The 24423-nt window shown below is 67.9% G+C and carries 21 protein-coding genes; 15 read left to right on the forward strand and 6 right to left on the reverse strand.

Going from position 1 to position 24423, the window contains the following annotated elements; all coding sequences use genetic code 11:
• The first annotated feature begins 88 nt into the window (after positions 1-88).
• The 15 genes from Pdca_RS10320 to Pdca_RS10390 all read left to right on the forward strand — a co-directional run bounded on the left by Pdca_RS10320 (position 89) and on the right by Pdca_RS10390 (position 19075).
• The gene (locus tag Pdca_RS10320) at positions 89-2140 is read left to right on the forward strand and encodes an AIPR family protein (RefSeq protein ID WP_085915285.1); all 2052 of its coding nucleotides are present in this window, start codon (positions 89-91) and stop codon (positions 2138-2140) included.
• A gap of 481 nt (positions 2141-2621) precedes the next feature.
• Positions 2622-3590, forward strand: a complete 969-nt coding sequence (locus Pdca_RS10325) for a DUF6461 domain-containing protein (protein ID WP_125911351.1) — start codon at positions 2622-2624, stop codon at positions 3588-3590.
• Between the two features lie 467 nt (positions 3591-4057).
• The gene (locus Pdca_RS10330; RefSeq protein WP_085915287.1) at positions 4058-5350 is read left to right on the forward strand and encodes a metal-dependent hydrolase family protein; all 1293 of its coding nucleotides are present in this window, start codon (positions 4058-4060) and stop codon (positions 5348-5350) included.
• An 89-nt stretch (positions 5351-5439) separates the two neighbouring features.
• Positions 5440-5625, forward strand: coding sequence for a tautomerase family protein (locus tag Pdca_RS10335; protein ID WP_085915288.1), 186 nt, complete (start codon positions 5440-5442; stop codon positions 5623-5625).
• 130 nt (positions 5626-5755) lie between these two features.
• The gene (locus tag Pdca_RS10340) at positions 5756-6847 is read left to right on the forward strand and encodes an LLM class flavin-dependent oxidoreductase (protein WP_085915289.1); all 1092 of its coding nucleotides are present in this window, start codon (positions 5756-5758) and stop codon (positions 6845-6847) included.
• Positions 6848-6918: 71 nt separating this feature from the next.
• Positions 6919-7245, forward strand: coding sequence for an NIPSNAP family protein (locus tag Pdca_RS10345; protein ID WP_085915290.1), 327 nt, complete (start codon positions 6919-6921; stop codon positions 7243-7245).
• A gap of 54 nt (positions 7246-7299) precedes the next feature.
• A complete protein-coding gene (locus Pdca_RS10350) occupies positions 7300-8790 on the forward strand; it encodes an aldehyde dehydrogenase (protein WP_085915291.1) in 1491 nt (496 codons plus the stop codon).
• 373 nt (positions 8791-9163) lie between these two features.
• Positions 9164-10621 carry an aldehyde dehydrogenase family protein gene (locus tag Pdca_RS10355; protein ID WP_085915292.1) on the forward strand — a complete coding sequence of 486 codons (1458 nt, stop codon included), beginning with the start codon at positions 9164-9166 and terminating at the stop codon, positions 10619-10621.
• A gap of 604 nt (positions 10622-11225) precedes the next feature.
• Complete coding sequence (locus tag Pdca_RS10360) at positions 11226-12008, forward strand: glutamine amidotransferase (RefSeq protein WP_085915293.1); 783 nt, start codon at positions 11226-11228, stop codon at positions 12006-12008.
• Positions 12009-12278: 270 nt separating this feature from the next.
• Complete coding sequence (locus Pdca_RS10365; RefSeq protein ID WP_085915294.1) at positions 12279-13283, forward strand: LacI family DNA-binding transcriptional regulator; 1005 nt, start codon at positions 12279-12281, stop codon at positions 13281-13283.
• Positions 13283-14218: a ribokinase gene (locus Pdca_RS10370; protein WP_085915295.1), complete on the forward strand. Its 936-nt coding sequence runs from the start codon at positions 13283-13285 to the stop codon at positions 14216-14218. The genes Pdca_RS10365 and Pdca_RS10370 overlap by 1 nt, the downstream gene beginning before the upstream one ends.
• Positions 14219-14679: 461 nt before the next feature.
• Positions 14680-16143: a nicotinate phosphoribosyltransferase gene (locus Pdca_RS10375; RefSeq protein ID WP_125911352.1), complete on the forward strand. Its 1464-nt coding sequence runs from the start codon at positions 14680-14682 to the stop codon at positions 16141-16143.
• Between the two features lie 107 nt (positions 16144-16250).
• A complete protein-coding gene (locus Pdca_RS10380) occupies positions 16251-16907 on the forward strand; it encodes an HAD family hydrolase (protein WP_085916003.1) in 657 nt (218 codons plus the stop codon).
• Entirely contained in the window at positions 16904-17941 is a 1038-nt protein-coding gene (locus Pdca_RS10385) for a ribose-phosphate diphosphokinase (protein WP_232021502.1), read from the forward strand. Before Pdca_RS10380 ends, Pdca_RS10385 begins: the two co-directional genes overlap by 4 nt.
• Before the next feature lie 201 nt (positions 17942-18142).
• Positions 18143-19075, forward strand: coding sequence for a nucleoside hydrolase (locus tag Pdca_RS10390; RefSeq protein WP_232021503.1), 933 nt, complete (start codon positions 18143-18145; stop codon positions 19073-19075).
• Between the two features lie 288 nt (positions 19076-19363).
• On the opposite strand, the gene Pdca_RS10395 is transcribed toward Pdca_RS10390, so the two are convergent.
• The 6 genes from Pdca_RS10395 to Pdca_RS10420 all read right to left on the reverse strand — a co-directional run bounded on the left by Pdca_RS10395 (position 19364) and on the right by Pdca_RS10420 (position 24402).
• Positions 19364-19651, reverse strand: a complete 288-nt coding sequence (locus tag Pdca_RS10395; RefSeq protein ID WP_085916005.1) for a hypothetical protein — start codon at positions 19649-19651, stop codon at positions 19364-19366.
• A 105-nt stretch (positions 19652-19756) separates the two neighbouring features.
• Positions 19757-20086: an ArsR/SmtB family transcription factor gene (locus tag Pdca_RS10400; RefSeq protein ID WP_232021504.1), complete on the reverse strand. Its 330-nt coding sequence runs from the start codon at positions 20084-20086 to the stop codon at positions 19757-19759.
• 39 nt (positions 20087-20125) lie between these two features.
• Positions 20126-21355: a GTP-binding protein gene (locus tag Pdca_RS10405; protein ID WP_085916006.1), complete on the reverse strand. Its 1230-nt coding sequence runs from the start codon at positions 21353-21355 to the stop codon at positions 20126-20128.
• Positions 21356-21451: 96 nt separating this feature from the next.
• Positions 21452-22087 (reverse strand): nitrile hydratase subunit beta, encoded by a 636-nt coding sequence (gene nthB, locus Pdca_RS10410; protein WP_085916007.1) that lies wholly within the window; start codon positions 22085-22087, stop codon positions 21452-21454.
• Between the two features lie 19 nt (positions 22088-22106).
• The gene (nthA, locus tag Pdca_RS10415; RefSeq protein ID WP_085916008.1) at positions 22107-22745 is read right to left on the reverse strand and encodes a nitrile hydratase subunit alpha; all 639 of its coding nucleotides are present in this window, start codon (positions 22743-22745) and stop codon (positions 22107-22109) included.
• An 85-nt stretch (positions 22746-22830) separates the two neighbouring features.
• Positions 22831-24402, reverse strand: coding sequence for an amidase (locus Pdca_RS10420; RefSeq protein WP_085916009.1), 1572 nt, complete (start codon positions 24400-24402; stop codon positions 22831-22833).
• Positions 24403-24423 lie beyond the last annotated feature (21 nt).

The raw sequence follows: 24423 nt of genomic DNA on the forward strand, positions 1-24423 counted from the left end.
GACCGAACGTGCACCGTAGGCTGGTAGATCAAGTCGTTGTCGGAGGTGACCGATCATCGTCAAGTCCGTTCCGCCGCAAGCACGGCACGTGATCCGGCATCTTCAGCTCACCTACGGCGAGCTGATCGACATGGATGGCGTGGTGTTCCCTCCCGGCCCCGATCGGGACAATGTCTTCCGGTCCCGGGCGCTGACCGCTCTCGCCATCCAAGATCTGACCGGGTGTAGCGCGGCCGATGCGGCGGCCGGGGTCATCGATTGCTTCGACGACCAGGGTGTCGACGGCGTCGCTGTGTCGGCCGACCACAACAGAGTGTGGCTCCTGCAGACCAAGTGGAGTGATCAGGGCACCGGCGGCATCGACATGAGCTCGACGCTGAAGTTCCTCCGCGGGGTCGAGATGCTGCAGGACGGCGAGTATACCGAGTTCTGCGATCACCTCGATCGAGTGCGGGACGGTCTCGACCGGGCTATGAACAATCCCGGGGTCCGGGTTACCCTCGTGCTGGTCCTCTTCGGCAAGCAGCAGCCGGCACCTGTGTTGCGCGCGGAGTTCGACAAGTTCCTCGCTGGGGTCAACGACCTGCACCCGATGGCAGATCTCGTCGTGCTCAACTTCGCCGAGATATATGAGGTCGTGCGGCGCGGCGCCGACACAGCCGCGGCGGATCTGGCGTTGACGCTGGAGCAGTGGGGGTACCTACCAGAACCGTTCCCCGCGTACTACGGCTCGGTCGCGGCATCCGAGATCGCTGAATGGTACGCAGCTGCAGGTGAGCGTCTCTTCGGTCGCAACATCCGAGGGTCCCTAGACCTCACGGACGTCAACCAGGGAATCCGGTCCACGTTACGCACCGCGCCGGAGTCGTTCTGGTATCTCAACAATGGGATCACCATCCTGTGCGCGTCGCTGACCAAGGCCTTCGCCGGTGGAAGCCGGGCGTTCGGTAAGTTCGAGCTGAGCGGGGCGAACGTCGTTAATGGTGCGCAGACCGTCTCGTCGATCCACGAGGTCGCCCGCGAGGATCCCGACGTCGTGGCGAACGCACGGGTATGGGTTCGACTCATCACCCTCGACGCGTGCCCACCCGGGTTCGCGGCCCAGGTGACGGAGGCGACCAACACCCAGAACCAGGTGGTCGCCCGTGATTTCGTTGCTCTTGATCCTGTCCAGGCGACCCTGCGGCAGGACTTCGCCCTGACGCTGGGCAAGACCTACGTGGTCAAGCGCGGCGAACCGGAACCAGAACCCGCGCACGGCTGCTCGGTCGTCGACGTCGCCAATGCATTGGCCTGCGCCGATCCCGACGCCCGGCACGTGGCACGTGCTCAGCAGGGCGCGGCCATGTGGGAACGCGGAGACCAGGGGACCTACTCCACGCTGTTCCGGCGGGCACCCTCAGCGGAGCGGGCATGGCTGCTCGTCGGGTTCCTCCGGGAGGTAGCCGCCCGCCTGCAGGCCGAAGAAGCGGGTCGGGAAGGGCGCGCGCTGCGGGTGGTGGCGACCGCGCGGTACCTCATCGCGCACGTACTGCTCCGGTATGCCGCAGACGACGGCGGTGCTGATCCTGATCGACCTGCCTGGCCCGCACTTCTGGCGAAGGTCGGCGAACTCGTCGATCTGCTCACCGTCACCATCGACACCCACTACTCGCCGCATTCCGCGATCCCAGCGATCATGGGCGACGGCGATCGGTGCGTCGACCTGGCCGCGACGGCGCTCGATCATTTGCGGTCCGGGTCCGGCCCCGTGGACCTGCCTGCCCAGTACAGCACTGCCGCCCGCAAGGAGCGGGTGACACGAAGGCCGAACGCCGTGACGGTGCTGGTCGACGCAGGAACGTTGCCCGACGGCACACCGCTGCGTTTCGTACCCCGCACATCACGGCAGATCGAAGCGTTCGGGCGATGGATCGACGCTGATCCACGCCGGGGTATCGCAACCTGGGTCAACCGGCGTGGAAGTCCGCTGTTATGGGCGGCGGACGGCCGGTACTACTCCCCGAGCAAGCTGGTCATGGACATGATCAGCGAGGTCGGCATCGTCGTCAAAGCCGTCCAGGGCACACGGCATTGGCAGACCGAGGATGGCCGGATCCTCGTCGACATCGCCGAGGCCGTCCGATCGGGCGAGTCGTGACGCGGCGCTCTCTGAGCGCCAACGTCGACACAACCGAATGTGGTCGTCGTCCACGTGTCCAGCGTGGTCGCCTTCCTGATGTCGAACGAGGCGTTGTACGTGTCCGAGGCCAGCGCCCGTCGACGCCGCCGCGTCAAGTTGGGAGGGATAGAGGAAGCGGGGATGTTGTCGATGCCCCTGCGCGCGCCGTCGGACCCGATGCTCAGCGGGCCCGGATCCCGTTCAGGACGATGTCGAGATAGTGGCGCCCCGCCGCCGCCCGCGCCTGGGGATCGGCGGCCGGATGCATTCCGGCCGCCCGGAGGCCGGCAGTGCTCTCGGCTTGGCGGACGGTTCTGCTTCTACTGTGGTCGCCCGGTCATACCGAGAATGTCGTCGCGGGCCGTCAGTGGGGGCGGCCCGCCGGCTCGGACCATTCCGGTAGCTGCTGTTCGACCCGCCGTGCTTCGATATCCCACCGAAGTGGCGGGATGATGCTCGGGTGAGCGACGGACCAGGCGGGCAGTGGATCAGTAGGTCGCTGATCAGCGAGGCTGCCACTCTGACGGTGTGCACGGGTCTGACGCGGGTGCAGGTGCTGGACGCGTTCAGCGCACAGCACGAGTCGGAGCCGATGGGCGAGATCATCAACGAGTTCTCGATCGACCCGTGGGTGGCGGTGGCTGATCTCGGTGGCGGGACGGTTCTGGCGTTCGAGGACAACGGGTGGCAGGGCTCCGCGGGGCCGACTCTGCGACGCGTCTCGGCCGCGGGCCGTGCGGCGTCGGTGTTCTGGAACGTCAACGCTGTGCAGGCGTTGTCGTTCGCCGAGCACGGCAGGGTGCTGTCGTCGACGACCGACTACGGATGGCGGCCGATCGAGACCGGCGGGAACCGGGTGGTTGCCGAGACCGTCGCCGGCCTCGATTTCTCGGACTGGAAGACGCAGCGCGAGCAGGCGCTGGTTGCGGCCGCCTGGTTCACCGGACGACTGATCGAGCGGGCGGACGTGGAGGCGATTCTGAACGCGGATCGCGCACATCGGATCCTGCCGTGGCGCGACGACCACTACCCGTCCAGCGCCGGGGGCGACCTCCGGGCACGTCGAGACCTGGCCGCGACGATGCTGGGGGAGCACCTGGCCGAGGTGGGGGCGTTGCCCGACGCGGACCTGCGCGGGCTGGCCTGGGACCTTGCGGAGCGCGTGTGTCGCGAGACCGGGCTGTTGGCCGACGACCCGGCCGCAGGCGAGTCGATCGCCCGTCGCGAGCTGACCCCGCAGGCCGAGCTGGGTGCGCGAGCATCGACGCTGAGTTCCGGTGCGCACGTCGTCGGGTGGGCGGTGCTGCACGAGGCGACGAATCCCGACGCGTTCAACGCGGTGCTGCAGGTGCGTTCACACGCCCGCTACGCCCTGCCCGTGACCGACGAGCTCCTGCGTCGTGCCGTGGAGGTGCACGGGACGACCTGAGCCCTGGTCAGGCGCGGAGAACCCTCGGCCGGTGCATCGAGCGCGCGTGCGAACGCTCGGTTACCGGGGACGGACGGTGGCCGAGAGGCTCAGACGTCCGTCGAGGTCCGAGGCCCGCCACACTCGACCATCGCTCCAGGTGACAAGAAACGATTGCAGAAAACCACTGCCGTGAACGTCATTTCGTCGACGCTGCGGGATCAGGGCTTGCTCAGGATCCGGCGACAACGAGCACTTGTAGTGCTACGTCCGGTGTGGCTAGACTCCCCTCACGCGGGGGCCGCGATGGGCTCTGCAACTCTTGCTAGAGACGGAAACGATTCTATAGTACTCTCGCTCGAGGCGCCCCGTATCGACTCTGCGAGGTGTCCGGCAGCGCGATGGTGCGACGGGTCCGCCGGCCGCTCCGGCGGTTCCACAGCGGCCGGCGGACCCGTCCGTGTCGCAGGTGAGGACCAGGAGGCTCCATGAACGACATCGCCATCGAGGGCGGTCTTCTCTGGGCTGGTCCCCATGAGCATCATCGGGACGCGCTCGTCTACATCCGTGGTGGAACGGTGGTCTACGCGGGGCGCGCCGGGGGCATCGCCGTGCCGGAGGGGACGCCGCGCGTCGACGCCACCGGCTGCACCGTGCTGCCCGGTCTGATCGACGCCCACGTGCACCTCACGACCAACTCCGATCACGATCACGTCGTCGCCGGCGATGTGTTCCGTGGCCAGGTCAGCAGGCCGGGAAAACTGCTGCACGGGTTGCGGAACGCGCACCGGGCGCTCGCCGCCGGCTTCACCTCCCTGCGAGTCATGGGGCATCGCGACGTCGGTGAGATCGAGCTGCGTGACTTCGTCGAGTGCGGGTTGGCGGTCGGACCGCGGTTGGTGGTGTCTCCCTGGTGGATCACCATGACGAACGGTCACGGCGATCTCTTCTATCCGCCGTACACCCCGCGGCAGCAGTGGGACACCGCTGACGGCGTCGAGGAGTGTCGCAAGATCGTGCGACTCCAGGCCCGCGAGGGGGCCGACTTCATCAAGGTGATGGCCAGCGGTGGCATGTCGCGCGGTGAGCAGCCGCATTGGCCGAACTACAGCGTCGCCGAGCTGGCGGCGATCGTGGACGAGGCACACGACCTGGACCTGCGAGTCGCAGCGCACGCGCTCTCGATCGAAGGCATCCGGCGCAGCCTCGAGGCCGGTGTCGACAGCATCGAGCACGGTTCGTACCTGGACCAGGACACCGCGAGCGAGATGGCTCGGCGTGGCACGTTCCTGGTGCCGACCATGGCCTTCAACGACTGGTGTCAGCGCGAAGGAACCGCCCGCGGCCTGACCGCGGCGGGTGTGGAGGCACTGCGTGACGCCCACGACCGCACCATCGAGTCCTTCGAGCTGGCTCGCCGGGCCGGCGTGCGCATCGTGATGGGCACCGACTCCTCGGGGACGCTCTGCCCGTTCGGGGCTCACGCGCGGGAGCTGGAGCTCTACGTCCGGTACGGAATGACCACCGACGAAGCCCTGGCCACGGCCACCGTGAATGCGGCCGCGCTCCTGGACCGGCCGGATCTCGGGGTTCTGAGGGAAGGTGGCGCCGGCGACGCCGTCGTCGTCGCCGGCGACGTGCTGGCCGATATCGGAGTCCTTGGGCAGGTGGCCAACATCAAACACGTCGTGCGGAGTGGCCGCGATCTGTCCGATCATCTGCGCGCCACCTCGGACGTGCTGGACATCGACGGAGTGCGCGGAGTTCGGCAGCCCTCGTGAATCCGCCAGGGCGTCGTCGTCGCCGTCTCGACGAGCCCGAAGACCGCGCCGACAGCACCAGAGTTTCATGAAGAAGGAGTGCAATCAGCATGCCCTACATCGAAGCCAGCTTCTTCGCCGAGCGGTTTCAGGACGATGAATTCAGTGCACGGATGGTCGAGGCGATCACCGAAGCAGTCACCTCCGTCATCGGAGAGGCCGGAGCCGACAGCACGGTCATCCTGCACAGCGTGCCGCGTTCCCGGTGGGGACACGGTGGAAAGCTGATGGGGTGATCGCGTGAGCGTCACATCGACGCTGCCGGTCGAGTCGAGTTCCACGGCACGCGGCGATGATCCCGCCGCAGTCCGCAGCCGGGTTGAGTGAGCACCCGGCTCACGGCAATTCAAGGAGTGCGAAGTGGCAATGAAGTTCTGGGTGACCGCACCGTTCTTCTATCCGGACATGAGCCGACCCTGGTCGGACCTGCTGAATGACATGCTCAGTATCGTTGATGCAGCAGAAGACCTCGGCTTCGAGGGCATCACCATCAACGAGAACCAGTTCCAGAACTATGTGGCGAATCCTTCGGCGCTGACCTTCGCCGCGGTGGCCGCTGCGCGTACGAAGCGCCTGCGCATCGTGCCGGGTGTGGTGGTTCTGCCGGCGTATAATCCCTTGCTCATCGCCTCCGAGATCAGCCTGCTCGACCACCTCGCACCCGGACGTGTGGGGGTGGGCGTCGCCCGTGGCGGCAGCCGCTACACGCTGGACCGCATCGGGGTGAACCCCGCCGAGGCACGCGCCATGTACGAGGAGTCGCTGGAGATCATCAGGCGGCTGTGGGTGGAGGACGAGGTCGAGTACGACGGAAAGTACTTCTCCTTTCCGTCGACGACACTCGTGCCGAAACCGGCGACGAAGCCGCACCCCGACCTGTGGGTGGCCTCGCAGAGCGTCGACGGCGCCCGCAAGGTCGGTCAGCAGGGCCTCAATCTCATCACGGCGCCGAACTACGGCAGCTTCGAGCCACACGGTGATTTCGAGGCGCTCCTCCAGAGCTACAACGACGCCGTTGCCGAGAGCGGACGGCCCCGGGGTGAGGTGATGGCGCTCCGACACACCTGGGTCGGTCGCACGGAGGCAGAGGCCACACGCTACTTCGACGATTTCGTCAACGAGTACAACTATTACATGTCGCTCGTCAAGGGCGAGGGCACCACGGGCTCCCGGGAGGAGCGACTGGCTGCTCGCGGTCTGGGTGAGAAGCGCGATCGCGAATTCGTCACGGCCGGTCGCATGAAGCCCGAGCAGTACCGTTTCTCGACGGAGGATCTGTATGAGAAGTATGCAGATCCGGTGCTGACCACTCCTGATCGGATGATCGAGAGGTTCAAGGGCTACGAGAAGCTCGGTGTCGATCACCTCGCTTGCCTGGTCGCGGTGGGCATGCCGATCGAGGCGGTCATCGAGAACATGGAGATGATGGCGAAGGAGGTGCTCCCTGCCTTCCGTTGATATCGATCGCCAGGTAGTTGTCGCGAAGCTGCCGCGAGTCCGTTTTTCGTGAAGAGAGGAGTGGCTGCAAGGTGATCTACGAGGTTCGCGAGTACGTCGCTGTTCCGGGGCGCCTGCCCGCGATTATCAAGCTCTTTCGCGAGGTGACCCTGCCATTGTTCGACAGGCACGGGATGAAGGTCGTCAGCGTCGGCCGGACGTCGTTCGGTGACAACTCCTTCAACGAGCTGGTCTATGTGTTGCAGTTCTCGGACCTGGCCGAGCTCGATGCGAAGTGGACCGCCTTCCTCGGCGACGACGACTGGGCCGACGCGCTGAGCACCTACGAGGCCGACGGCCCTCTCCACCAGTCGATCCGTCGCCGCCTGGTGGACCCCAGCCCCTTCAGTGACGCATGAACTCGGACTGATCGGTGACCCGTGCAGGACCGCACGGAGACAGGAAGGACACCCATGGGCGCCACGAACGCCGGCACCGTACCCGTCGAGCGGCCGGACAAGTTCTACATCGGTGGCCGGTGGGTCGAGCCGACGTCCTCGGACACGATCGACGTCATCGACCCGGCCACCGAGCAGGTCTATTTCAGCGTGGCGGAGGCGCGGAACGCCGACATCGCCGCCGCGGTCGGCGCGGCGCGCTCGGCTTTCGACGTCGGTCCGTGGCCGCGTCTGACGCACGCAGAGCGGGCCGAGTTCCTCCGCGCGATCGGTACGGCGGTCGAGGAACGCACGGAGGACGTCGCCCAGATCTGGCCGCGGGAGTCGGGGATCCTCGTCGGAGCTGCGAGATCCGCGATGGCCGAGGTGTCTGAGGCGTACTCCTACTACGCCGATCTCGCGGGATCGTTCGCCTTCGAAGAACCGGTCGCTCCCACCGGTGGCGGCAGCTTCGGTCTGATCCGGCGCGAACCGGTCGGCGTGGTGGGTGCCATCGTCCCGTGGAACGTGCCGATGACCCTGATCGCGTACAAGCTCGCCCCGGCCCTGCTGGCTGGTTGCACGGTAGTCCTCAAGGCCTCGCCCGAGGCGCCGGGCGCCGCACTCGTCATGGCGGAGATCGCCGAGCGGGTCGGGTTGCCCGACGGTGTGCTGAACGTGGTCACCGCCGACCGCGAGGTCTCCGAGACCCTGGTTCGCGACCCTCGGGTCGACAAGGTGGCCTTCACCGGATCGACCGCCGCCGGAAAGGCGATCGCCGGGATCATGGCGGAGCGGGTCGGCCGCTGTTCGCTCGAGCTCGGCGGCAAGTCCGCCGCGATCGTGCTCGACGACGCGGACATCGCCGAGGCCGCAGCGGTCCTCGCCGGGGCGGAGTGCTTCCTCACCGGTCAGATCTGCGGGTCGCTCACCCGCATCATCGTCTCCCGGAATCGGCACGATGCGATGGTCGAGTCCCTCGCTGCGAGGTTCTCGCAGGTCCGGGTCGGAGATCCGTTCGACGCCGATGTGCAGATGGGCCCCCTCGCCACGCGACGTCAGAGGCAGCGGGTCGAAGGCTACGTCGAGATCGGCCTGAGCGAGGGTGCGGTGCTGGCTGCCGGCGGCGGACGGCCGGTCGGCATCGAGCGCGGGTGGTTTGTCGAACCGACGGTGTTCGGCAAGGTGGACAACTCGTGGCGGATCGCGCAGGAGGAGATCTTCGGTCCGGTGCTGACGGTGATCCCGGCGAAGGACGAGCAGGACGCCGTCCGGATCGCCAACGACTCGATCTACGGCCTCAACGCCTCGGTGTTCACCCCGGACGCGGATCGGGCGCGGGCGGTCGGTGTGCAACTGCGCTCGGGGACCGTCGGACACAACGACAATCGTGCGGACTTCGGCATCGGGTTCGGTGGATTCAAGCAGTCCGGTATCGGTCGTGAAGGTGGCGTCGCCGGACTTCAGGCCTACCTGGAGAACAAGACGATGGTCTTCGACGAGCGGCCGGCGGGTTCCGGCGGGTGATCGATCGCCGCGACGTCGCAGCCCGGGCCGGTGCACCTGCCGGGCCCTCCCGAGAGCGCCGGGCGGTGCAGCAGTCCGAGCACGAGCCCGATCGCCATCCGGTCATCCGGCACCGGTGTCGTCTCACGCCGGTACCCCGTCCCGATCCTCGAGTCCCTGACCGCCCACGGCCTGATCGGAAGTCAACGGTGTACGACGTCGTCATCCTCCACCACCGTCCACCGCCCCACAGCACACCTGCCGGAGGCCATCGCTCGCTCTGTTCCGGGACCGGCGCGGTCGCGGGACGGGCGTCGGTCACCGACGCGGACGGCGGCGCCTCATCCGGCGAGCGCGCCGGCAGCGGTGCCCGGTCTGCCGGACGCGGGCCGGCATGACCGCCGGCACGCCCGTCCGGCGGGCCGGCTCCTGGATCGGCGGACGGCCGGTGACCGGTGCCGCGACCCTGCCGGTGCACGAGCCGTGGACCGGCAAGCTCGTGGCCGAGGTCGGCCTCGCCGATGCCGAGCAGGTGGAGCAGGCGGTGCAGCTGGCCCACCATGCGCGAGGCACTCTGCCGGCCGTTCCCGTCCACCGTCGCGCTGATGCCCTGCACCGGGTCGCGGCGGGTCTGCTCGACCGCACGGTCGAGGTCGCGGCGGCGATCACCAGGGAGAGCGGCAAACCGATCAGCTGGTCGCGGACCGAGGTGCAGCGGGCGGCCTCCACCTTCCGGTGGGCGGCGGAGGAAGCCGTGCGCTGGTCGGGTGAGCTGCAGCGCCTGGACAGCGAACCCTCCGGGGAGGAACGCCTGGCGCTGCACCGCAGGTTCCCCAGAGGCCCGGTCCTGGGCATCACGCCGTTCAACTTCCCGGTGAACCTGGCCGCCCACAAGGTCGCCCCGGCCCTGGCGGTGGGCGCACCGATCGTGCTCAAGCCGGCGCCGAAGACCCCGCTCAGCGCGCTGCTGCTGGGGGAGATACTGGCCGGCAGCGGGCTGCCGGAGGGTGCGTTCTCGGTGCTCACGGTCGACGACGACACGGCGGCCGAGCTCGTGGCCGATCCACGGATGCCGGTGGTGTCGTTCACCGGTTCCGGCCCGGTGGGCTGGGCCATCCGGGACGCGGTACCCCGCAAGCACGTCACGCTGGAGCTCGGCGGCAACGCCGGGGTGCTGATCTGCCCGGATTGGTCTTCGGACACCGACCTCCGGCGAGCGGCCCGGCGGATCGCGATCGGTGCCAACTCGCAGGGGGGCCAGTCCTGCATCTCGGTGCAGCGCGTCCTGGTCGACCAGGCGCTCCACGAGCGTTTCCTGCCTCTGCTGGTCGACGAGATCGAGCACCTCGTGGTGGGGGACCCGTGGTCGCCCACGACCACGGTCGGTCCGCTGATCAACCGGGCCGCCGCCGAGCGGGTCAAGGAATGGATCGACGACGCCGTTGCCGGCGGAGCACGTGTGGTCACCGGCGGAGAGGTCGAGGGCGTGCTGGTCTCGCCGACCGTGCTCATCGACGCTCCTCCGCAGTCGCGGATCTGCCGGGACGAGGTCTTCGGGCCGGTCGTGACCGTGACGCCGGTCGATGGTGTCGACGAAGGCCTGCGGGCGCTGGACGACTCGCGGTTCGGCCTGCAGGCCGGCGTCTTCACCCATGACATCCAGACGGCCTTCCGCGCGCACCGGGAGCTGGAGGTCGGCGGTGTCATCGTCGGTGACATCCCCACGTTCCGCGCCGAGCAGATGCCGTACGGGGGAGTCAAGGAGTCCGGGATCGGGCGTGAGGGAGTGCGGGCCGCGATGGAGGACTACACGGAGCCACGGCTGCTCGTGTTCTCTGAGGTGAGTCTGTGAACCGTCCACCATGGACCGGCATCCCGTCGAACCCTGCATCGAGCACGGCTGCACGCCCTCCGGCTCGGACCGGAAGGGACTCGGCCCGCAGTCGACGGGGCCCGCGCTCGGCGTCGAGCCGCGTACCCATCGGTCCCGTGATCAGCTCGGCAAGCACCGTGGACGTGGCCCGGCACCGGGAGACGGATTCGCGGCCGCCGCGCACCTTCAGGCGCCAGGATAGAATGCTTTCTCATGGCAGTTTCGGCCGAGAGGGCGTCTTCGATCGTCGTGCGGACGTCGGGCTCGGCGCCTCGATCCGGGCGTGTCGTTCATCGTGCTTGCCTGCCAGCTGCGCTGGTGAAAGCTGGAGACAGTGGATCAGTGACGGGATGAACGCATGGTGTGCGGCAATCCGGCACCAGGGCGGGGTGTCGATGACTGGGTGCCGACGCCCTTGACTCAGCTCCGCTGACCAGAGATATGATAGAAACGAATCAAGTTGCCGTGTGTCCTTCCACGGAAGGTGCTGCGGACCTGCGGCGCGTAGGGCACCTGTGCGAGATCACCACCCCGGCGGCCCGGAAACTCCGGACACCGCCTTTCACGTAGGAGACCGACTGCTGTGAGTGCTGCATCGACCGAGACCTCCGCCCTGCGGGTACTCGTCGCGGGTGAGTCGTGGATCAAGCACACGACTCACCTGAAGGGGTTCGACCAGTTCCACACCACCGAGTACGAAGAGGGCGCCGGTGAGTTCCTGGCCGCTCTGGAACGGTCCGGGTTCGCCGTGACCTACGTGCGGGCCCACGAGATCTCGGCGCGCTTTCCGCGGTCGGCCGAGGAACTCGATCAGTTCGACGTGGTCGTGCTGTCCGACGTCGGCTCGAACTCGTTCCTGCTGCCGGACGAGACGTTCCTGCGCTCGGAACGCAGCGCCAACAAGCTCGCTGTGCTCGCGGACTGGACCCGCGGTGGTGGTGGCCTGGTGATGGTCGGGGGATACATGTCCTTCAGCGGGATCGACGGTCGGGCTCGCTACGGCATGAGCCCGTTGGCGCCGGTCCTGCCGGTCACCGTGCTCGATCACGACGACCGGATCGAGGCCTCCGAGGGCATCAAGGCGGAGTTCGACCATCCGGATCACCCGGCTCTCGGGGGCACTCCGGCCGACTGGCCGATGCTTCTCGGCTACAACAAGCTCATCCCGCGGCCCGAGGCGACCACGATCGCCCGATCGGCGGCCGGGGATCCGTTGTTGGTGGCCGGACAGTCGGGCGACGGCCGGACAGTCGCATTCGCGTCGGATCTGGCTCCGCACTGGGCGCCGCCTGAGTTCGTCGGCTGGGCCCATTACCAGAAACTGTGGGAAGGGATTATGAACTGGGCCGGTCACCGGGCACGCTGATCGGTCCGGACACGTTCCATCGCCCGCTCCGAGGGCGGAAATCGGATGGCGTCGGGTGCCTCGCTGCTGGATGTCCGATACGGGCCGGGCATCCGGCGTGGGACGATGACTGCGCCACGCCGGGCCCCGGAAAGTCGAGCGGTCCGGGCTCGCCCCGCCGCTGATCCCGGCAGGCCGGCCCCCGCCGCCGCGTCCACGTGTTCGCTCGAATCGGTACGCACAGGAGACCAGAGGGAGTGGAACGGGATGTCAGGACGCCGTCGGCCGACCATGAAGGACGTTGCTCGGCATGCCGGCGTTTCGGTCAGCACCGTGAGCTATGTCCTCAATGACAGCGGACCGGTGGCGCCGGATCGGCGGAACCGTGTGCTCGATGCGATCCGCGTACTCGAGTACTCGCCCAACGAATCCGCCCGCAACCTCAAGCGGCGGTCGGCATCGACGATCGGAATGGTCGTCCCGGAACTGGCCAACCAGTTCTTCGCGATGGTGACCGAAGGTGTGCAGCGAGCCGCGTCGTCTCGTGACGTCCTGGTCGTCCTGGTGGTACCGGACGCCGGCCATCAACCGGAAGAGGACCAGACCCGGCTGTTGCGCAGCCAGCGAGTCGACGGCGTGGTCTATCTGTCCGGTACCGGAACCGCGCCCGCACCGCTCTACGAGCTGGCGCGCACCGGACCGGTGGTGCTGGTCGACGAACAGCTCCCGGGCCTGGAACTGCCCACCATCGTCTGTGACTCCCGGCGGGGCGCCCGTGAGGTGGCTGCCCATGTCCTCGAGCAGGGACATCGCCGGCTCGCGGTCATCGGAGGGCCTCCTGCACTGTGGACGTCACAGCAGCGGCTCGCGGGCTATCGGGAGGCCTTCGCGGGTGCCGGGATCGACCCGGACCAGGTGGTCGTCCTCAATGGGGACTACCGGCAGGCGTCGGGATCCAAGCTCGCGCGCAAGGCGCTCTGCGAGACCGGCGGGCCGCGGCCGACCGCTCTGTTGTGCGCGAACGACCTGATGGCGATCGGCGCGGTCGAGGCGTGTCGTGACGTCGGCCTTCGTGTACCCGAGGACGTCAGTATCGTCGGTTTCGACGACCTCCCCTTCTCCTCGTTGCTGACTCCCAGCCTGACCAGCGTGCGCCAACCGGCACACGACATGGGATTCCAGGCCGGGACCGTACTGCTCGACACACTCGAGGGCAGACCCGTCGGGCCGATCTCACCGCTTCCGGTGTCGGTCGAGCTCCGCGACTCGGTCTGTCCGCCGGAGGAGGAAACGTGATGCCCGGAGTTCTCGTCGTCGGGGCGGTGAACGTCGACATGGTCGTCACCGCCCCCACGCTGCCCTCGGCGGGGGAGACCGTGGTGGGTCCCGGTGTCGAACGCCACGGCGGCGGGAAGGGGGCGAACGCCGCCGTCGCCGCCTCTCGGGCCGGGGCGACCGTGACCTATATCGGCGCAGTCGGAGACGACGATCTCGGTCGCAGTGCGCTGGCGGAGCTGCGGGCCGACGGGGTGATCGTCGACAACGTCGAGGTGATAACCCGCTGTCCGACCGGTGTCGCGCTGATCGTCGTGGACGAGAACGGCGAGAACCAGATCGCGGTGGGTGGCGGCGCCAACAGTGCGCTCTCGGTCGAGCACGTGCACGAGGCTGTCAGCGCGAGTCTCCCCGAGACCGGCTGTCTCCTCGTCTCGACGGAGATTCCGGACCGCGCCGTCGCCGTCGCCGTCGAACTCGCCATCGCAGCCGGCGTGCCTTGCCTGCTCAATCCCGCTCCGGTCACCCCCGTCGTCCACCAGCTGGTCGGATCCGGAGCGATCCTGACCCCGAACAGAGGTGAGCTCGCGGCGCTCACGCCGTCCGAGCTCGCCGGAGCCGACCGGACGATCGAGCAGGCTGTCGTCCGGGCACGCGCCTTGGCCTCGCGGTCCCGCGCACCGGTCGTGACGACTCTCGGCGCCGAAGGATCTCTGCTGGTCACCGCGACCGGTGATGCCGAGCGTGTCCCCCCGCTCCCCGCGACGGTCCGGGACACGACCGGGGCCGGCGACACCTTCAACGGAGTTCTCGCCGCGAGGCTGGCCCGAGGCACCGCGCTCCGCGCCGCGGTCGCCGACGCCAATGCGGCCGCCGCCCTCTCGGTGGCGATGCTCGGCGCCCGTGCCGGGATGCCGACGGACGGAGAGATCGACGCCGCCCGCGCCGGGCTCTGACCCGGTATCCCTGCCCTTCGACGCAGTCTTGAACCATCGCACCGCCCTCCGGCAATCGTCGGAGGACTTCAATCTCGATAGAAACGTTTCTTTACCTGAGATGCATCATGCTTGCCTGCAGTGCAGGCTAGGCTTCAGGCTCTCGGTCCGGCGTCGACCAAGCTTCGAGTTTGCGCCTCTGACGTGCATCGATGCTGAACCGGAAGGGTGCACTCCGATCGGGGGCGATCGCCGGCCCGGCAAACGTGGGGAACTTTCTCCGGTCGATGAGTTGACGATCACAGTAGAATCGATAACATAGTGACCCTGCGAGTCTCCAGATCGGGTGGCCATGCAGTCCGCCCTCAGGGCTCTCAGGATGTGGCCGTCACGAGGTCACGCATGTCAGTCGAGCTCACTGCCCAGTCGCGGGCACCGCGCTCTCTCAGTAGAACCGACTCACGTGGAAGGCGAGCTACCTGATGGGCTACCTGGACAACCTGATCATCAACACCGACAACTACAAGCACTGTCACTATCCGCTCTATCCGCCGGGTACGGAGTACGTGTCGAGTTACATCGAGTCGCGTGGTGGGGCGTGGCCGGTGACGCAGTTCGTGGGTCTGCAGGCGTATCTGCGGGAGTGTCTGATGCGGCCGGTCACGCTCGAGGACATCGATGAGGCCGAGTTCGTGGTGCGTGAGCAGGGGATGCATTTCAACCGGGAGAACTGGTTGGGGATCCTGAATGATCATGGCGGGTATCTGCCGGTGGAGATCGAGGCGGTCCCGGAGGGTATCGTGCTGCCGGCTCGTAATGTGTTGGTTCAGTTGATCAACACGGATCCGAAGTATTTCTGGGCGACGAGTTTCTTCGAGACGGCGTTGTTGCGTGCGGTGTGGTATCCGACGACGATCGGTACGGTGAGTTGGTTGTCGAAGATGGTGATCAAGGAGGCGTTGGCGCGTACTTCGGATAATCCGCAGTTGCTTCGTAATATTCTGCATGATTACGGTGCTCGTGGGGTGAGTTCGCAGCAGTCGGCGGCGTTGGGTGGGTTGGCGCATCTGGTGAATTTTGATCAGAGTGACACGGTTCCCGGGATCCTGGCGGCGAAGCGGTTCTACAACGCGGGCAAGGTGTCGAACTCGGTGCCGAATTCCGAGCACGCCGGGTTCTGTGCGTGGGGTCGCGCGCACGAGACCGAGGCGCTGCGCAACATGCTCGAGGTCTATGCGGGTAACGCCGGTGGTGTCCTGCTGCTGACCGACACCTATGACCACGAGCACTGCGTGAAGAACATCATCGGTGGCGAACTGAAGGAGGAGGTCCGCAACTTCCCCGGTCTGGTCGGTGTGCGGCCCGATTCCGGAGACATCGTGCAGGTCACCGCGGATACCACCGAGTGGCTGATGGACGCGTTCGGTTACGAGACGAACAGCAAGGGGTTCAAGATCCTCCCGCCGTTCGTCCGGGTGGTGCAGGGTGACGGTGTGAACTTCCACAGTCTTCCGCAGGTCTACATGGAGCTGGAGCGTCGTGGTCTGGCTGCGGACAATGCGGTGTTCGGGATGGGTGGTGGTCTGTTGCAGCATTGGAATCGGGACACGATGAACTTCGGTCAGAAGGCTTCTGCGGTGCGGGTGAACGGTGAGTGGCGTGACATCGCCAAGTCGCCGACGGGTGCCGGGTTCAAGGTGTCCAAGGCCGGTCGGCTGGCCCTCAAGTATGAGAACGGTACTTACACCACGGTTCCGAAGGGTTCGATCCCGGAGTCGGAGAACGTGCTGCAGCCGATGTTCCGTGACGGCAAGCTGCTCAAGAAGTGGGACTTCACCGAGGTGATCGCGAACGCCGAGCGTGAGGTCCCGGAGGAGTACTACATCGAGCACGTCGGTCAGTTGCGGACCACGTCTGCCGGTCGGGCCGCCACGATCCCGGCCTGAGGCACCCCATCCGGTTTCGGGCCGCGGGCGGTCCGGTACCTCCGGCCGCGGCCCGAACCGCCCATCGGTCCATCTCGCATGACGATCATCAGGGAGTCCTGCCACTCATGACCGGCCTTCACGTGTTCGACATGGACGGCACGCTGCTTCACGGGGCCGCCTCGGTTGAGCTCTCGCGCCACCTCGGAACGTTCGACGAGGCGAACGCGATCGAGGCCGGCTGGGTCCGGGGTGAGATCACCGAGACCGGCTTCTGGGAGCAGATGCTTCCGCTCTGGTCGACAGCGACCGAGTCGGACATCGACGAGGCGTTCGACAACGCCGGCTGGATCGCAGGAGTCCGGGAGGTGTTCGCCGACATCGACCGCCGTGGCGAACACAGCATCGTCATCTCGCAGTCGCCGCACTTCTTCGTCGGCCGGCTACGGGGGTGGGGGGCTCATCGGACCTTCGGCTCGCTGGTCGGCCCGCACATGAGTCCCGACCAGTGGTCGCTGCTGACCGCTCGACACAAGGTCGACATCACCCGGTCGGTGCTGGCCGAACTGGGCGTCTGTGAGTCCCGCTGTGTCGCCTACGGCGACTCCACCTCCGACGTGCTGTTGTTCGAGCATCTGCACAACACCGTCGGGGTGAACTGTCAGGAATCGTTGCGGTCCAGCGCGGCTGTCGTCTACGACGGCGACGACATCCGTGCGGCCTACACCCTGGGGCGCTCCCTGTTGGAGCAGTCCACCACTATTCGTTCGGAGTCCGTGTCATGACCACCGAGAAGAACCGGACCGGTTCCTTTTCACCGTCCTCCACACCGACCAGTCTGCCGCTCGGGTACAGTAAGCGACTCATGCTGTTCGGCGGGCGGTCGAATCCGGCCCTTGCCAAGGAGATCAGCGGTCAGCTCGGGGTCGATCTCGGGCCGGTCACGTTGAAGACCTTCTCCAACGGCGAGGTGTATTGCCGGTTCAACGAGTCGATCCGCGGTGCCGATGTCTTCCTGATCCAGCCGATGTGTGGCAATCCCGACGAGGGGTTGAACGCCAACGACTCACTGGTCGAACTGCTTGTGATGATCGACGCCGCGGTCGGTGCGAGTGCGCACCGGGTCATCGCGGTGACCCCGTGGTACGGGTATTCGAGACAGGACAAGAAGTCGGCGCCGCGTGAGCCGATCTCCGCACGACTTGTCGCGCGGATGCTCGAGTCGGCCGGCGTCGATCGCGTCCTGACGATGGATCTGCACGCCGGGCAGCTGCAAGGGTTCTCACAGCGCCCGATCGACCACATGACCGCGCTGATGATGCTGGCGGATCACTTCGCGGAGCTCGACGGCGAGCTGGTGGTCGTCGCTCCGGACGCCGGCCGGGTCAAGCTCAACAAGCAGTTCGCCATCAGGATCGGCGCTGACCTGGCAATCCTGGACAAGGATCGGCCGGAGCAGCAGGTCGCCGAGATCGGACACGTCATCGGTGACGTAGCGGGAAAGACCGCGATCGTCGTCGACGACATGATCGACACCGCGGGCACGCTTCGCGCGGCAGGCGAGGCGGTGATGGAAGCCGGTGCTTCGCGAGTGTTCGCCGCTGCGACGCATGCCGTGTTCAGTGGCCGGGCGTTCGAGAACCTACGATCGGCACCGTTCGAGCGCATCGTCGTCACCGACACGATCCCGCTCCGGCCCGGGGCGCCGGACAACGTCCACGTGATCTCGTGTGCGCCACTGCTTGCCAATTCCATTCGCCGCATATTCACCGACGACTCGGTCAGTGAGGTCTTCGGTGGAAAGAACCACGCGTTCTAGGTGAATGGTCGGATGTCCGGTGTGTCGCGCCATCGCCGTCGGGTGCGACGAGCAGTTCGCGCCACTGCCGGTGTTCTGCCGACGAGTAGGCGGGAACTGGGCCGGGCGGGAATCAAGTCGTGGAGAGCAGATCGCCGGGGTGCCGCTGCGATTGCTCGATGAGACACACGAAGCGTTGACGGCGGTGACGAAGGAGCCGGAGTGGCCGAACGAATCCCACTGATCATCGACACCGACCCCGGCGTGGACGATGCCTTCGCCATTGCGTTGGCCCTGCACAGCCCCGAGGTCGAGATTCTTGCGGTGACCGCCACCTACGGCAACGTGTCGCTCGCCAGGACCGCCGCCAACGTGCAGCGCATCCTGGCTCTCGCCGGACGGGCGGACGTTCCGACGGCGCCCGGAGCGGCCCGCCCCCTCATCCATGAGCAGGCCGAGGTCGCCCCCGACTGGCACGGCGAGGACGGTCTCGGTCTCCGCTCCCGCGACTACCCGAACGTCGACGCGATCGGGCAGCACACCGCCCTCTCCGTCAAGGCCGAGATCCTCCGCCGGTCACCCATACCGGTCACGATCGCCGTCCTCGGCCCCATGACCAACATCGCACTGCTCCTGGCGATCCATCCGGAACTGGCGCCGAAGATCGGGCGCATCGTCGCCATGGGCGGTTCGCTCGGACTGGGGAACACGCGCGGTGCCGGTGAGTTCAACATCTATGCCGATCCGGAGGCCGCCCACCGCGTGCTGGCGCAGTCGGAGGTTCCGGTCACGCTCGTTCCGCTCGACATGACCATGAGTTGCTGGGCGGGTGCGGAATGGCTGGACATGCTTTCCTCGGCGGGGCCGCGGTGTGCCACGCTGGTTCGGACCGCCGACCTGTACCGGGAGGTGTTCCGTGAGCGATACGGTCAGGACGCCGTCGTTCTGCACGACATGCTGGCGATGATCGAGGTCGTCGCCCCGGGGACGCTGGCGGTCACTCCGCAGCCGATCAGCGTGGACTGCACGCTGGGGCCGGAACGAGGCAGGACCACATCCGGGACCGGTGTTGGTCCGAGCGTGGACGTCGCGCTCGAGGTGGATTCGGCGACGGTGCTCACCGAGTCGCTACGGCGTATCTCCGCCATGCGGTGACGGTCTCCCGTCCGGCCGGTAGCGGAAGGGCCCTTCCGCGAGATCCACAGAAGCCGCCGAGCGGGTCCGCGACGACCGCAACAACTGTCGCTCCATGCGCGGGACACGGATGGTTCGTCTGCCCTGCCCATGACGCGGGCGAGCGCCGGTCGCCGAAGCCCTGAAGAACTTCTGGGCAGCGCTGCCGGATCCGGAAGCAGCTCCCGCGGTCGGGTCCCGGGCGTGACGTCCCCGGAACCCCGCACCGGTGCGCGGCGTGCCGAACGAAGGAGAGAGCCGCGAGCCGGTCTACGAGGAGAACCGCGGGTGCAGCGTCCGCGACCGGCCGTCGTAGTCGTCCAGCCAAGCGCGTCCCTGTTCGGTGAGCTGCACCCGGCCCGGATCGCCCTCGGCTCCGCCGACCGGCTCGACGTAGCCGAGCTCGCGGACGTCGGCCGCGAACTGCTGCGCCATCGACTCCTGCAGCTCCGTCACCTCACCCGGCCCGAAGACCACCTCGGCCGGTGTGGTGTCGTTGCCGGCCGCCAGCACCCGTCGCAGGAACTCGGCGAGCCGGGAGTCGGCCTTGGCGCTCATGGGCCGAGGTTAACCGGCTGGGCCGTCGCCGGGGGGTGTGTGAGCGGACGGGTTCGCCCCCGGTAGTCGGAGCCTGCACCGACGACGGGGTTCGTGCTGCGAACCTCACGGCCGGTCGCCCCGCTCGCGCGCGGCCGGTCCCGGACCGCTCGGCTCCGGTGCGGGCGAGGCGGAGCCGAAGATCCGGTCGAGGGTGGTCATCACGGTGCCCGCCGGCCCGTCGGCGTCGAGCGAGTAGTAGCGGTTCCGGCCGGCCCGTCGTTCGTTGACGAGCCCGGCGGTGCGCAGGATCCGCAGGTGCGCGGACACGGTGGTGCGGGTGACGGCCGGCGCCTGGGTCGCGATCTCACCCGCGGAGCACTCCGCACCGTCGGTCAGCATGCAGAGGATGTTCCGGCGGGTGGGGTCGGCGAGCGCGTCGAAGGCCACGCCCACCGCCCGATCCTCGGCGGCGGTCACCGGACCGGCGCCATGTCAGAGCCCGGCAGGGAGTCGTCCGGCTCCCGCCGCGGCGGCGACGTCGATCTCGCCGGTACCGAGCGGGTCGGGCAGTGCGTCCCAGCCGTCGGGCCCGAGGCCGATCTCGGCGTCGGTCAGCAGGCAGGCGTCCAGCTCGGCGAACAGCGTGTCGCGGTCGATCCCCTGGCCGATGAAGACCAGCTCCTGGCGGCAGTCGCCGACGGTGTCGTCCCAGTTCGCGGTGATCGCCTCGCGGCGGTAGTCCTGCGGCCAGACCTCGGCGGGCAGGAACCGCCACCAGTGGCCGATGTAGCCGTGCCGGATGAGGTGACCGGCTTGGGAGATGCTGCCGATGTCGGTGATCCGGGCGGCGTTCCAGAAGTAGCCCTTCGCCCGGAGCAGCCGCCCGTTGGTCCATTCCCGGGTGAGGACGTCGTGCAGGCGTTCCGGGTGGAACGGTGCGCGGGCCCGGTACAGGTGCGAGGCGACGCCGTACTCCTCGGTCTCCGGGACGTGTTCGCCGTTGATCTCCTGCAGCCAGCCGGGTGCGGTGGCGGCGCGTTCGAGGGAGAACAGCCCCGTGTCCAGGATGCGGTCCAGCGGCGCACGGCCCTCGGACATCGGGATGATCTCGGCGACGGCGTTGAGCCGGCGCAGGATCTCGGTGAGCTCGGCGACCTGCCCGTCGAGCATCAGATCGGTCTTGCTGATCAGGATGACATCGGCGAACTCGACCTGGTCGACCAGCAGATCGGAGAGGTCACGACGGTCGTCGGGGGAGTCGGCGTCCACCCGGCGGCCGGCCCGGAAGTCCCGCAGGAAGTTCACGCCGTCGACGACGGTGACCATGGTGTCGAGCCGGGCGATGTCGTCGAGCGCGCCACCGGCGGGGTCGACGAAGGTGAACGTCTCCGCGACCGGGAGCGGCTCGGAGATGCCGGAGGACTCGATCAGGAGGTAGTCGAACCGCCCCTCCCGCGCGAGGCGGGTGATCTCGCCGAGCAGGTCGTCGCGCAGGGTGCAGCAGATGCACCCGTTGGTCATCTCGACCAGGCGTTCCTCGGAACGGCTGAGCTCGACCTCGCGGGCGATCTCCGAGCCGTCGATGTTGATCTCGCTCATGTCGTTGACGATCACCGCGACCCGGCGGCCGTCGCGGTTGTTCAGCACGTGGTTGAGCAGGGTGGTCTTGCCCGCTCCGAGGAAGCCTGACAGGACGGTGACGGGAAGGCGGGTGTCGGTCATCGTCGGTCCTCTCGTCGCCGGCCGGCGACCGTGGTGGTGGGGTCGGACGGCCGGGCGGGCCCGTCGGTGCGGGCCCGCCCGGAGGGGAACGGTGGGTCAGGCGACGCGCTCGAGGTAGCCCTCGAACAGGTCGACGACCACCGCACCGGCATCGGTGTCGTCGCCGAAGAGCTCCGCGCCGTCGAACTCGACGTGGTAGCTCGGCTCCGCGCCGCCGTCACTGCGACCGTGACCGGCGGCGTCGGGGAACGGCCAGGTCATACCGGTGCGGTGCTGCACCGTGCCGACCTTGCCCCGGCAGAACGCCGGGTAGCGGACGTGCCCGGCGAAGTGGTCGCCGGTCACCCGGACCTTGTCGCCGACCTCGAACGTCTCCCGGTTCTCCCGGGCCGGACGACCGGGTGAGGTCACCGGGAGCGCGAGCGGGAAGGGCCCGCCGGTCGCGGCCTCCAGTTCGTCGTGGGTGAGCACGCCCTTCTCGACCATGAGCGTCGCCGCACCGATGATGTAGCGCTCGTAGTACGGGGTGGTCAGGTAGTGCTTCGGCTCGATCCGCTCGACCGCGTGGCGTACCTCGTCGAGGGTGAAGTAACCGTTGGTCACGCCGAGGAACAGCAGGCTGTAGCCCAGGTGCTCCCAGTCGTACTTGAAGGTGTCGCCGATCGGGCCGTTGGCGGTGTGCGGAACCGGACCGAAGCCCTGCTTGCCCGCGAGGTCGTGAACGCCGTCCATGGGGGTGTCCTCCGTTCGCTCAGGTGTTGGGGTGCTCGACGACCACGTCGGCCGATGGCAGCGCGACACCGATCAGACAGTCCTTGGTGACGATGTTCGCCAGTCGCTCGGCGTCCCAGCCCTCGGTCCCCGCGGGCCGCATCGGCAGGACCATGTACCGGGTCTCGGCGGTGGTGTCGTAGACCTTGATCTCGACGTCGTCGGGGATCGTCGTGCCCAGCTCCGCCAGCACCCTGCGGGGCTCGCGCACCACGCGTGCGCGGTACTCGAAGCCCTTGTACCAGGTGGGCGGCAGGCCCAGGATCGGCCAGGCGGTGCACGAGCACAGTGAACAGACGATGACGTTCTTGACCGTGGGGGTGTCGGCCAGGGCGCGGATGTACTCGCCCTGGGCGCCGAGGTAGCCGTACCGGGCGACGGCCGCGGTCCCGTCGGAGAGCAGCAGCTCGCGGAACTCGGGATCGGTCCACGCCCGGGCGACGAGCTCGGCACCCCGGCGTGGGGTGTAGTCCTCCTCGAAGGTCTTCTTCCAGCCCTCGTTGAAGCCGGCGGGGATGAGCCCCTTGGCCTCCAGCGCGTTCTTCAGCGCCCAGGCTCGGTCGTCGGCGGGGGCCTGCTCGGGCAGGCCGGTGCGGTTCTGGTGGGCGGCGAGCGTCACGTGTGCTCCTTCGGGATCGTCGTCGGTACTCGTTCGGCGGGGAGATGGGGTGCGAGCCCGGCTCGCGGGGGTGACGGGTTCGGCCTCACCTCCCGACGCCGGACAGGGACGATCGGGCTGCGCCGACCGCAGCGGCGTGGGCAGGCGGGCCGGGGAAGCCGCCGACGGCCTGCTCGAAGGTGTGCGCGACGCGCAGCACGGTGGCGTCGTCGAAGCGCCGGCCGATGATCATCAGACCGGTGGGCAGGCCGTTGACGAGTCCGGCGGGCACGCTGGCGGCGGGGTGTCCGGTGACGTCGAACGGGGCGCAGTTACCGACCATCCCGAGTGCGGTGGGCAGGTAGGTGTCGAGGTCGGCGTCGAGGCCGATCAGTTCGGGTGCGGTGTAGGGCAGGGTGGGCATGACGAGCACGTCGTAGCTGTTCAGGGCGTGGTCGTAGGCGGCGCGCAGGTCGAGGGCGAGGTTGCGGGCCATGGCGTAGTAGGAGCCGCCACCGTGTTCTGCGGTGTAGCTGCCGGAGAGTCCGACGAGTTTGACGGTTTTGGACAGTTCGGCGCCGCGGGTGCGGCGTTGGCGTGCGTAGTGGGCGATGAGTTCGGGGTCGTAGAGGCCGGGGTAGTTCATGCCGTAGGCGTTGCCGCTGATCATCTGGTGGGCGGCGCCTTCGGTGGCGATGACGTTCCAGATCGCCATGCCGTCGAGGTGCCAGGGGATGGAGACCTGTTCTGCGGTCAGGCCGGCCCGGGTGAGGGCGGTGATCGCGGCGTGCACGGTGTCGTCGACGGCGAGATCGGATTCGGGGCGGGCGAAGCCTTCGGTGACGATCCCGATCCGGAGTCCGGTGGTGGGGGTCTGGAGTGCCGCGAGGTAGTCGATCGGGTCCAGGGAGCTGGGTTGGCGGGCGTCGAGGCCGTCGATGCCGGCGAGGACGCCGAGCATGAGTGCGGCGTCGGTGACGGTGCGGGTGATCGGTCCGAGGTGGTCGATGGTGGCTTCGATGGGGAAGGCGCCGGTGTAGGGGACCAGGCCGTGGGTGGGTTTGTGTCCGACGGTGCCGCAGAAGGCGCTGGGGATGCGGATCGATCCGCCCTGGTCGCCGCCGATGGCCAGGTCGACGGTGCCGGCGGCGACGAGTGCGGCGCTGCCGCTGGAGGAGCCGCCGGCGACGCGGGTGAGGTCCCAGGGGTTGCGTACCGGCCAGGGGCGGGAGGTGAAGCTGGCGCCGGAGAAGCAGAGGTCTTCGCAGACGGCTTTGCCGGTGATGGTGGCGCCGGCGGCGAGCAGCCGGGTGGCGACGGTGGCGTCGCGGCGGGGGATGAATCCTTCGACGGTGGCGGATCCGTTGGTCATCGGGACCCCGGCCAGGGCGATGTTGTCCTTGAGGGCGACGGTTCGTCCGGTGAGTGGGCCGTCGGTGGTGGGGGGTATCGAGGTGGTGACGTACCAGCCGCCTAGTGGGTTGTCGGCGGGTTCGGACCAGTCGCGTTCGGGGGTGTGTGGGGCGGATGCCCGGTAGAGCTCCTCGACCCGGTCCGGGGCGCTCAGGGTCGCGGTGACCGCGGGTCCGAACTCGGCGAGCTCGGCCTCGGACAGCCCGAACGCGTGCTGGGAGTTAATCGCTGCGAGCTGCTCGGCGTCGGGGGGCGGAATCGCCATCGGGAGGTGCTCCTCACATCC

Origin of the sequence: Pseudonocardia autotrophica (assembly GCF_003945385.1) — a bacterium.
GTDB lineage: Bacteria > Actinomycetota > Actinomycetes > Mycobacteriales > Pseudonocardiaceae > Pseudonocardia > Pseudonocardia autotrophica.